This is a genomic window from Actinosynnema sp. NPDC059797 (assembly GCF_042732085.1).
Taxonomy (GTDB): Bacteria; Actinomycetota; Actinomycetes; order Mycobacteriales; family Pseudonocardiaceae; genus Actinosynnema.
Genome location: NZ_JBHWIE010000279.1, coordinates 1 through 9,292 on the forward strand (window position 1 = coordinate 1; position 9,292 = coordinate 9,292).

General features: G+C 72.3%; 12 protein-coding genes. 6 read left to right on the plus strand and 6 right to left on the minus strand.

All coding sequences use genetic code 11. From position 1 onward, the window contains the following. Nucleotides 1–297: hypothetical protein (locus ACFV4N_RS34220; RefSeq protein WP_499676803.1), on the plus strand; the 297-nt coding region annotated here is incomplete at its 5' end. Nucleotides 298–383: 86 nt separating this feature from the next. Here the strand turns inward: ACFV4N_RS34220 and ACFV4N_RS34225 are convergent. From ACFV4N_RS34225 to ACFV4N_RS34245, 5 genes are all read right to left on the minus strand, one after another. After that, entirely contained in the window at nt 384–1,319 is a 936-nt protein-coding gene (locus ACFV4N_RS34225; RefSeq protein ID WP_499676804.1) for an alpha/beta hydrolase, read from the minus strand. Nucleotides 1,320–1,364: 45 nt separating this feature from the next. Then, entirely contained in the window at nt 1,365–2,114 is a 750-nt protein-coding gene (locus ACFV4N_RS34230) for a pentapeptide repeat-containing protein (protein WP_499676805.1), read from the minus strand. A gap of 19 nt (nt 2,115–2,133) precedes the next feature. Then, nucleotides 2,134–3,138, minus strand: coding sequence for a metal ABC transporter substrate-binding protein (locus ACFV4N_RS34235; protein ID WP_499676806.1), 1,005 nt, complete (start codon nt 3,136–3,138; stop codon nt 2,134–2,136). Nucleotides 3,139–3,316: 178 nt separating this feature from the next. Beyond that, nucleotides 3,317–4,582, minus strand: a complete 1,266-nt coding sequence (locus ACFV4N_RS34240; protein WP_499676807.1) for a hypothetical protein — start codon at nt 4,580–4,582, stop codon at nt 3,317–3,319. Nucleotides 4,583–4,690: 108 nt separating this feature from the next. Continuing rightward, nucleotides 4,691–5,542, minus strand: coding sequence for an NAD(P)-dependent oxidoreductase (locus tag ACFV4N_RS34245; protein WP_499676808.1), 852 nt, complete (start codon nt 5,540–5,542; stop codon nt 4,691–4,693). Between the two features lie 52 nt (nt 5,543–5,594). Here ACFV4N_RS34245 and ACFV4N_RS34250 point away from each other — a divergent pair, with 52 nt between their 5' ends. Together ACFV4N_RS34250 and ACFV4N_RS34255 are read left to right on the plus strand one after the other, a co-directional pair. Further along, nucleotides 5,595–5,990, plus strand: a complete 396-nt coding sequence (locus ACFV4N_RS34250; protein ID WP_499676809.1) for a MerR family transcriptional regulator — start codon at nt 5,595–5,597, stop codon at nt 5,988–5,990. A gap of 63 nt (nt 5,991–6,053) precedes the next feature. After that, nucleotides 6,054–6,509: a GNAT family N-acetyltransferase gene (locus ACFV4N_RS34255; RefSeq protein ID WP_499676810.1), complete on the plus strand. Its 456-nt coding sequence runs from the start codon at nt 6,054–6,056 to the stop codon at nt 6,507–6,509. A gap of 30 nt (nt 6,510–6,539) precedes the next feature. Here ACFV4N_RS34255 and ACFV4N_RS34260 read toward each other — a convergent pair whose 3' ends face one another. Next, nucleotides 6,540–7,391, minus strand: coding sequence for a hypothetical protein (locus tag ACFV4N_RS34260; RefSeq protein ID WP_499676811.1), 852 nt, complete (start codon nt 7,389–7,391; stop codon nt 6,540–6,542). A 66-nt stretch (nt 7,392–7,457) separates the two neighbouring features. Here ACFV4N_RS34260 and ACFV4N_RS34265 point away from each other — a divergent pair, with 66 nt between their 5' ends. From ACFV4N_RS34265 to ACFV4N_RS34275, 3 genes are all read left to right on the plus strand, one after another. After that, entirely contained in the window at nt 7,458–7,898 is a 441-nt protein-coding gene (locus ACFV4N_RS34265) for a MarR family winged helix-turn-helix transcriptional regulator (RefSeq protein ID WP_499676812.1), read from the plus strand. 8 nt (nt 7,899–7,906) lie between these two features. Next, nucleotides 7,907–8,869, plus strand: coding sequence for a zinc-binding dehydrogenase (locus ACFV4N_RS34270; protein WP_499676814.1), 963 nt, complete (start codon nt 7,907–7,909; stop codon nt 8,867–8,869). 81 nt (nt 8,870–8,950) lie between these two features. Then, the coding region (locus ACFV4N_RS34275) for a YciI family protein (RefSeq protein WP_499676813.1) at nt 8,951–9,292 on the plus strand (342 nt) is incomplete at its 3' end.

The window sequence follows — 9,292 nt, forward strand, 5'->3', positions numbered from 1 at the left end:
GACCAGGCCCGTGCCGACACCGCCGCGGCGCGGGCCGGCTACGACGCGCGGGTCGCCGAGCTGGGCGCCCAGACCGAGCGCGCCGAACGCCTCGGCCGGGACCGCGACCACTGCCGGACGCTGCTCGACCGCATCTCCGAGGAGGTGGGTCGGTTCCGCGACGTCGCGGCCGACGCGTCCGCCGAGCAGGTGGGCGCGGTGCTGCGCACCGTCACCCGGCTCGCGCGCGAAGGGTCACACCGGGAAGGGCCGACCGGGAACGGGCCGGAACGCGGCGAGCCCGCCCGGGAGTCCTGAGGAGGACCGCTGCTCCTGACGGACCACCACAAGCGCGTGGTGGCGACGTCGGCGGTGTCCCCGCCCACCCGGGCCCGCGACGTCGTTCAGGGCCTGCGACCGCGGAAGGTGCGGCGCAGGTCGTCCACCCAGGCGTCGGGGTTCTCCCAGGGGATGAAGTGGCCGCCGTGGTCGTGGGCGTTCACGTTGACGTGGTTGAACCACGCGGCCTGCGGGCCGTTCTCGAACGCCCGGACGCGCTCCTCGGCGGTGTGGATGCCGGGCGGGTTCTCGTACGTGACGAAGGTGAGGCCGACCGGAGCCTGGACCACGGGGGTGCGGTCGTGGGAGGGGGTCCAGGGGTAGCGGTTGGCGTTGGCGTAGTACCGCATCGACGTGGCGATGGAGTTGTTCACCCAGTAGATCGTGGCGTGGGTGAGCAGGTCGTCCTTGGTGAACACGGACTCGACGTCGCCGCCGTTGTCGCTCCAGGCGTTCCAGCGGTCCAGCAGCCAGGCGAGCAGCCCGGCGGGCGAGTCGCTCAGCCCGTGCGCCAGGGTGGCGCCGTCGAGCATGTGCACGGCCAGGTGGGGCGCCCAGCGGCGGTCCTGCTCGACGATGCGGGCGCGGACGTCGGCGGGCTGGTCGTCGGTCAGGGGCCGGTTCCGGGCGAAGTCCCAGGCGCGGGGGCCGTTGAAGAAGTCCAGCGGCAGCCCGGAGCCGATGTGGATGCCGTACAGCTCGTCGGCGTACTTGTGGCCGAGCTGGCTGGAGACGATGCCGCCGATGTCGCAGCCACCGGCGGCGTACTTCTCGTGGCCCAGGGTCTCGGTCATCAGGGTGTGCCAGAGGTCGGAGACCTTCCAGAAGTTGACGTCCGGGAAGCCGGTGAGCGGACCGGGGAAGCCGAAACCGGGCAGGGACGGCACGATGACGTCGAACGCGTCGGCGGGGTCGCCGCCGAACGCGGCCGGGTCGGCGAGCGGGTCGATCACCTTCGACCAGTGCCAGAACGTCCACGGCCAGCCGTGGGTGAGGATCAACGGGATCGGGCGGGGGCCCTGACCACACGATCGCGGTCGCGGTCGTCAGGAACAGGGATCCTCGACCAGGTTGGGCGGGAGGCCGGGGTTGCGCTCCAGCCGCGCGCCGCAGAGCCCCCGGCCGACGGCGGTGCCGGTGAAGTCGGCTTGTCGGAAGTCCGCGTCCCGGGCGTTGACGCCGGACAGGTTCGAGTCCGTGAAGTCCGCTTCGCGGAAGTCCCCGCCGAGGAAGTCGACGTTGCGCAGGTCCGCCCGACTCAGGTCCAGCCTGCGGCCGGGGCGTTCCGGCGCGCGGCCCAGCACCCGGACTGCCGCCTGCACCACCGGGTCCGAGGAGGCCGCCGGTGGTGTGGTGGACGTGCCGGCCGCGCTGTCGTACGGGTACTTCGCCCGGATCATGGCGGTGAGCATGTCATCCATGACCGGGTAGTAGTGCCCGTCGGACCGCGCGACACCCTCCAACGCGTAGACCGCGCCGATCCGCACGGTCTGCTCGTCCTCGCCGAGCATTTCGATGGCCTGGGCGAACCGCTCGCTGTCCTCGCGCGCCTTGGTCGTCTGGTACTCGCTGATGGCGACCCAGGAACCCACCAGCAGCAGCGCGGCCGCCACTGCCTCGACCACCAGCCTGCGCAGCTCGGTCGTCGCGGTGAACCGCTCCTGGGCGGTGGGCGCGGCGTCGGGACCACGCGGCGCGGCGTCGAGTCGGCGGTCGACGTAACGCGGCGCGACGGCGAAGCAGACCGCACCGACGACGAGCACGGCCACCGCGCTGATCAGGATCAGGATGGACAAGGCGCGCTCCCCACCGACATCAGGCGCATCCGAGCTCCTTGGCGATGTTGTCCGCGTTCCACCGCATGCCTTCGACGTAGTCCATGGGCGAGCCGTCCGCCTTGCGCTTCGCCGGTTCCCTTTCCAGCGAGTCGATGTTCCTCGGTGTGGCGCGGTACTTCGTCGCCAGGTCGGTCAACTGGTCGCGGCTGATGTCTATCCGCACGGCGTCGAACGCGTAGAAGAACGCGGGCTTGGCGTTCGACGCGAACAGGGCGTCCAGCTCCTCCTGCCGCCGACGCAGCTCGTCGGCCGGCAACTCGCCCTTGAGCAGCTTGGTCACCGGGAGTTGGCGCATCCCGTAGGTTTGGACGAAGTAGCCGAACGCGGGGTGTTGGGGGACGATGACGCGCCCTGCGCAGCGGCCGAGCCCGGCTTTCAGCTCGCCGTCCAGGTCCTTGAGCCGCCGGGACACCTCGTCCCACTTCGCCCGCAGCTTTCCCGGGTGGTCTTCGGCGTCTTCCTGCTTCAACACCTCGTCGAGCCCCACGGCGGAGACCAAGTGGTTCTTCACCCACTCCCCGGCCACCTGCATCCGATCGCGCGGGTCGGTCCAGAAGTGCGGGTCCAGGCCGTTGGGGAGGAGGTGCTCCTGGAAGTCGGCCGGGCCCGGCCCGAGCGCGAGCGCGTCCAGCGCCGAGATGTCGTACACCGCCGGGTCGCCCTGGTTCCGTCCGGGGTTGTTCGCGCGCCACCCGTCCAGTGCCGTGCGCAGGTCCTCCGACAGGTCCAGCGCGAACAGGTTGGCATCCGCGCCGTGGATGAGGTCCCGGTCGGCTTGCGACAGCTTCCCCTCGTGCGCCCCGGCCTCGATCATCGTGACCTTGACGAGGTCGCCGCCGATCTGCTCGGCGAGCCAGCGCAACGCGTAGACGTTCACCACGACGTCGAGCTTGTGGTCCTGGGGTTCGGTGCATGCCGCGCCGCCCACGAGCAGCGCGAGCAGGCACAGGGCCGCCGTGAACGGCCGACGTCGACGGCGCATCCGACCCAACCTTCCGGGAACCCCCGTCGCCCGCCCACAGCGCGGACGACGACCTAGTTGCAATCGATTATCACCTCCAATACGGCCGATCGGCCACGAGATCTGCGGAGATCGGTCGAGAACCCAACAGGGCGCTGCTAGTGGCCCGCCGGGTCAGCTCGTTGTCCACGCAGCACAATCAGACCTTGGTCAGGGCGAAGGTGCCCGTGCCGTCCTGCCTGCCGCTGGAGTACTGGCGGATCAACTCGCCGTCCGCGTACCGGTCGTAGCCCATCATGGAGCCGGTGTACTTGTTCTGGACACCGATCTTCGAGCTGCCGGGCACGTCGCGGTAGATGTAGAACCGCTGGAGGTCGTCCTCGACGCAGGTGGCCGTCGTGAGCTGGGCCCGCTCCTGGTTGGCGCTGCCGGTCGGGATGGTCGCGCACCCGCCGTTGCCCCAGTTCCACAGGGACGCCTCGATGATCCCGCCGTGCTCCGTCACGTCGCACAGCCGCCAGTTGTCCAGGTGGGCGCTGAAGATCGTCGATTTGCGCAGGCGGGTGCCGTCGTTGGCCAGGAGCGGCGCGCTCCAGTTCAGGGGCTGGCCGGGGACGTCGATCCGGTAGACGTCGGCCCCGCAGTCGAGAGCGGCCCGCACGCCGCCCCCGGCTGCCTCGGGCTGCCTGACGGACGCGGCGCCCACGGCGGGGGCCGGGTGCTGCACGAGGCGGTCCTGCGCCTGCTCCGCCGTCGGCGCCACCGCACCCGCCGGGTGCTCGGCGCGCGCGGCGGGTGAGCCGCAGTCGAGGAGGCTCTGCGCCTTGGCCATGATGCTGTTGGCGGGCACCGCGTCCTCGCAGCGCACCACGCCTTCCTCAAGCGTGGTGTAGGTGGTGAAGCTGCCGCTGCCGGGACCCTCGACCCACTTCAGCGCCCAACTGCCGTCGCCCTGCTGGGCGCGGTTGCAGTTGAGGCTCCCGTAGGTGCCGGTGACCTTCTTGGTCCCCTTGTAGACGCCGTAGTAGCCGGGTTGGCTGAAGTTCCACGTGACCGTGTTCGACTCGGTGCTGGTGGAGGTGTAGGTGACCTGGACGCTCAGGCCCAGCTTCGCGCCGACGCCCTGGAGGGCCGCGAGGGCGAAGCTGCCCTCGACGGATTCGGTGAGGGAGACCGAGATGACGGTCTGGGTGCTGGTGACGACGGTCTGGGAGCCGGTGGTGCCCTGGGTGACGTACCAGCCCTTGAAGTGGGTGATCGTCGGGGACACCTCGGTGGTCTTGATGTACGGGTGGCGCGTGCCGAGGTCGGCCGCCGTGCAGGTGCCACCGAGCGACGGCGCCGCCGTGGTGGCGGGTGTCGCGGCAACCGGTGAGGCCGTGAAGCCCACGGCGGTGACCGCGGCGGCGGCCACCGCCGTGGTCACCGCCACCAGCGATCTGCCGACGCGGCCGGTGGGACGCACGAAATTCACCATCATCCAATTCCCCCTGTTCGCGTACACGTCCAGTCAGGGGCGAACGTAGCGAACACGGGGCGTTACAGCCGGTGGCCTGGAAGTCGCGTCACCGGTTCAGAGCAGCGGCACTCCCCTGGCGGCGAGTCGGGCGAAGCCCTCCGGGCCGTGCCCGGCGTCGATCGCGCGCTGCACCTCGGCCCGCGCCGCGCCGAGCACGCCGTTGTCGAGGCCGTTGGCCCGGATGGTGTCCAGGACGTGGTCCATGGCCGCCGCCGCAGCGGTGATCGTGGACGAGTCGCCGGGGAAGCGGCCCGCGGTGACCTGCTCGGCGACCTGGTCGACCAGGTCGGGGAAGAAGCCGAGCAGGGCCTTGGCGTGCCCGGCGACGTCGGTCGCGGGGATGTCCTCGGCGGCGGCGAGCGCGAAGGCGTGCACCACGCCGCTCATCGCCGTCCAGAACAGGTCCTGCAACGACGCGTCGAACGCGGCGGCCCGGCCGGGGTCCTCGCCGAGGTGGGTCGCGTTCCCGCCGAGCGCGGCCAGCGTGGACCGGTGCGCCTCGTAGACGTCGGCCGGTCCGCTGTAGAACAGGGTCGCCGCCGGTCCGCCGATGGCGTCGGGCGTCGCCACGATCACGCCGTCGAGGTGGTCGACGCCGTGGTCCGCCGCCCAGGCGGCCGTGGCGCGGGCCTGCCGGGGCGAGCCGCCGGTGAAGTCGACGAGGGTGCGGCCCTCGAGCGCGTCGGCGTCGAGGATCGACCGCGCCGCCCCGTGGTCGCGCACGCACACGACGACGAGCGAGCCGGCCGCGATCGCCCCGGCGGCGGTGTCGGCGACGGTCGCGTCGAGGTCGTCGCCCTTGCCCGGGGTGCGGTTCCACACGGTCGTGGCGTGGCCGGAGGCGGCGAAGGCGGTGGCCAGGGCGCGTCCCATGGGCCCGAGTCCGAGGACGGTCACTGAGGTCATGCCGGCTAAGCTAAACCTTCACGTCGACGTGAGAGTCAAGCCTGGAGCGGCGATGCGGATCGGGGAACTGGCGCGGCGGGCGGGCGTCAGCGAGCGCGCCCTGCGGTACTACGAGGAGCAGGGCCTGCTGACCCCGCGACGGCGGCCCAGCGGTTACCGCGTGTACGGCGACGAGGACGTGGCGGCCGTGCGGCGGATCAGGCTCCTGCTCGCGGCCGGCCTGAGCACCGCGCAGATCCAGCAGGTGCTGCCGTGCGTCGTCGACACCGACGGCCGGTTGACGCCCGACTGCCCGGAGCTGGTGGAAGGGCTGGTGCGGCAGCGCGACCGGATCGACGAGGCGATCGGCGAGCTGGAGGCCACCCGCGCCAACCTGGACGCGTTCATCGCCGGCCGGCGGGCGGGCTGGGACCCGGGGTCGCCCCGCGCCGCACGGCATCGTGGTTAAACGGATCACCGAATGGCAATCTTCGGCCTACCTCTCCCCACGCACAGGCAGGCGGTGGTCCGCATGATCGTGCCCCTGGACATGACCGACGACGCCACGGTGTCGGCCGTCCACGAGATCGCCCGGCAGTCCTACTCCGTGGAGGCCGAGCTGATCGGCACCACGTCGATCCCGGCGCTCAACGAGACGGTCGAGGACATCCGGGCGCTGCCGCTGCGCTGGCTCGGCGGCTTCGTCGACAACGCGCTGGTGGCGTTCGTCGGGTACGCGCGGGTCGACGGCGTGCTCGACATCGACCGCCTGTGCGTGGCGCCCAGCCACTTCCGGCTCGGGTTCGCCCGGCGGCTGGTGGAGCAGGTGCTGGCCGAGGGCGGGCCGGCGATCGTGTCGACGGGCGCCGCGAACGCGCCCGCGATCGCGCTGTACGAGGGGCTGGGGTTCCGGCTGGTCGACACGGTCGTGCTGGAGGGCGGTCTGCGGATCGCCCAGTTCGGGCACCCCGGCCTGGTCCCGGGCTGACCGGGGGGCGGCCCTCGGTCGGCCCGGGCGTCACGCGGCGGTGCGCGGGAAGTCCTTGCGCTTGATCTTGGCCCGGCGCCCGTCCGGGTGGTGGAACACCACGCCCTCGGCGAGCCGGCCGGGCGAGTAGCGGCTCTCCAGGCCGGCCAGGAACTCGCGCAGCCCCTCGTAGGTGCGCGGCACCTCCGGCAGCCGCGGCGCCTGGAGGTCGAACGGCACGCACAGGTGGTCGTCCAGCGCCAGCGGGTTGCCCTGGATGCGGGGGCCCAGCGCCTCGCACGGGTGCTCGCCGTCGGGCCAGCCCGACACGTCGGTGTTCCCGGCGGCGGCGAGGATCCACTTGTCCTCGGCCGAGTCCGCGTCGGTGTCGACGTACCAGCCGTCCACGATGCCCAGCTGCTTCTGCGCCTTGCCGGGGTTGCGCCGCTTCTCGACCCGGACCAGGTGCCCGGAGCGCACGGTCAGCCGCACGTTGGTGCCGTCGAGCTTCTCCGTGCCGACGCCGGCGCCCTCGAACACCCAGGCGCACTCGGGGCGCGGGCGGTCCACGACGTGGAAGCGCTCGTCGCGCTCGAACAGCGTTGGGATCTTCTCCATGACCTTCTTCCCCCTGACGACCTGACCGACGAGTTCCTCGTGCGTGATGGCGCCGCCGGCCAGACCGCCGGCCAGCGCCCGCACCAGGTCCGCCACCGACACGCCCGCGTCGACGGCGACGTGCTTGAGCGCCTTCTTCTCCTCCGGCGACACCCACGCGACGAGGCGCGACCACCCCTCCGGCGGGGTCCACCGCGCCAACGACGCCGGGTCCTTGCGCGGCCTGCCCCGGCCCCTCGCGCCGCTCTCCCGCTCACCGTCCACGGCGAAGATCACACCACACATGTGCCAATTGGCAAAACAGAAAATCCAACCGTTGGCGGGGCCAACAACTCGCTAGACTGCCGCGCCATGGAGATCAGCGGCGCGCCACGCCGGCTGCGCGGCACACCGAGCTGGCTGCTCAACCAGACCGCCGTCCGCGCCCAGCGCCTGGTCGCGGACGCGCTCGGCGAGGTCGGCGCGCGGCGGTACCACTACTCGCTGCTCGCCGCGCTCGACGAGTTCGGGCCGGCCAGCCAGGCTGACCTCGGCCGGCGCGGCGGCCTGGACCGCAGCGACGTGGTGGCCACCCTCAACGAGCTGGCCGACGGGGGCTTCGTCGAACGCGCGCCCGACCCGGCCGACCGCAGGCGCAACGTCGTGACCCTCACCCCGTCGGGTGCGGCGCACCTGCGGCGGTTGGACCGGGTGCTGCGGCAGGCTCAGGACGAGCTGCTGGCGCCGTTGTCGGCGGCCGAGCGGGAGGAGTTGGCGAGGATGCTCAACGTGGTCCTGGGGCACCGCGGGTGACCGGCACGATGCGGGCGGTCGTGCTGAGCGGGCCGGGTCCGGTGGAGAACCTGGTCGTGACCGGGCTGCCGGTGCCCGAACCGCCGCCGGGGTGGGTGCGGGTCAAGGTCGCCGCCTTCGGGCTCAACCGGTCGGAGCTGCACACGCGGCTGGGCCTGGCCGAGGGCGTCACGTTCCCGCGCGTGCCGGGCATCGAGGCCGTCGGCGTGGTCGACAGCGAGTGCGACCTGCCGCTCGGGCAGCGGGTCGCGGCCATGATGGGCGGCATGGGCCGGGTGTTCGACGGCGGGTACGCCGAGTACACCGTCGTGCCGCGCGACATCCTGGTGCCCTTCGAGTCCGCGCTGCCCTGGGAGGTGCTGGGCGCGATCCCCGAGACCCTCCAGACCGCCTACGGCTCGCTGACCACCGGCCTGGACCTGCGGGCGGGACAGGCGCTGCTCATCCGGGGCGGCACCTCCGCGCTCGGCTTCGCCACCGCCGCGCTGGCGGTCGACCTGGGCGCCACCGTGCTGGCCACGACGCGCCGCGCCGACCGGCTCGACGTGCTGCGCGAGCACGGCGTGGCCCACCCGCTGCTGGACGACGGGCACGTGGCCGAGCGGGTGCGCGAGCTGTTCCCCGACGGCGTGGACGCCGCGCTGGAGCTGGTCGGCACGCCCACCCTGCCCGACACCCTGGCCGCGACGCGGGTGCACGGCACCGTCTGCTTCACCGGGATGCTGTCCAACGAGTGGGTCGTGCCGGACTTCTACCCCATCGGCTACCTGCCCAAGGGCGTGCGGCTGACCGCCTACGGCGGCGAGAGCTCCGACCTGCCCGCCGAGGTGCTCCAGCGCTTCCTCGACCAGGTCGCCGGCGGCGAGACCACGCTCGGCCCCACCACGGTCTATCGGCTGGAGGACATCCGCCGGGCGCACGACGACCTGGAGCACGGCCGCCGCGTCGGCAAGCTCGTCGGGCTGGTCTGAAGAATTTTTCCGCCCGCGGTGTCGGACCGGGCCGGGGCCGTTCGTGGAGAGGGCGGAAACACCCCGACCCAGGAGGACGAGATGGCCAAGTACCTGCTCAGCGTGGTCCAGCCGACCGGCGGCGTGCCCGACCCGGAGGTGCTGGAGAAGATCATGGCGGACGTGGAGGCGGTCAACGACGACATGCGGCGGGCCGGCGCGTGGGTGTTCGGCGCGGGCCTGCACGCCCCCGACACCGCCACCACGCTGCGCCCGGACGGCAAGGGCGGCGTGCTGGTGGTCGACGGCCCGTACGTGGAGACCAAGGAGTACCTGGGCGGCTTCACCATCATCGACGCCCCCGACCTGGACGCCGCGCTGGAGTGGGGCCACAGGCTCCAGCGCGCGATCACCCTGCCGATCGAGGTCCGGCCGTTCCACGCC